This window comes from Myroides injenensis M09-0166, assembly GCF_000246945.1.
Lineage (GTDB): Bacteria > Bacteroidota > Bacteroidia > Flavobacteriales > Flavobacteriaceae > Flavobacterium > Flavobacterium injenense.
The window spans coordinates 1-633 of the sequence record NZ_BAEX01000181.1; the positions used below are offsets into that span (position 1 = coordinate 1).

Sequence of the window (633 nt, forward strand, 5' to 3'; positions counted from 1 at the left end):
CATCGTCTCCAACTTTTTTACCTGTGTTATAGACTAAAAGACTTTTAGTATTATTTACACCCGTTTGTAATTTTTGTTCTTTATCAGTTAAATCTACTCGCGGGATTAATACCCCTTTATCTGTTGCAGAGATATCTAGCATAGCTGATTGATCTGGTAGTGGAGTACCAATACCTACACCTGGTGTTTGTGCATACACTGAAGCACCTAGTGCCAATAAAAACAAAGTTGTAATTTTCTTTTTCATCCTTTAATTACTTTTTTATTATACATATTTCTCAAAAATTTTTTGTTTTCACAAAAAACTAATAAATAACAAATCCTTTTTAGATAATTAAACACTATTTATAGTTTTTGTTAACATTACAAATGTATATAAAAAAAGATTATTAAACACAAATTAATATAAAATTAAATTATTACGATACACAATATCATAAATATCAAATAATACTTCAATAAAATTACATAATTTTGTAAATAATTCAATATTAACAGAACATAAGTCACATTTTATCAATAATAAGAAGAAGCTACAGAACTAAAAAAAGAATATTTTATGGAATTTAAATCAAGATAAAAGTGAATTTTATATAATATACTAACCTAAAAACATTTTTTAACACAATAAAT

General features: G+C 23.5%; 1 protein-coding gene. It reads right to left on the reverse strand.

From position 1 onward, the window contains the following. Nucleotides 1-247, reverse strand: a 247-nt coding sequence (locus RH98_RS15050; RefSeq protein ID WP_010257988.1) for a phage tail-like protein, incomplete at its 3' end; no start/stop codon positions are given. Nucleotides 248-633 lie beyond the last annotated feature (386 nt).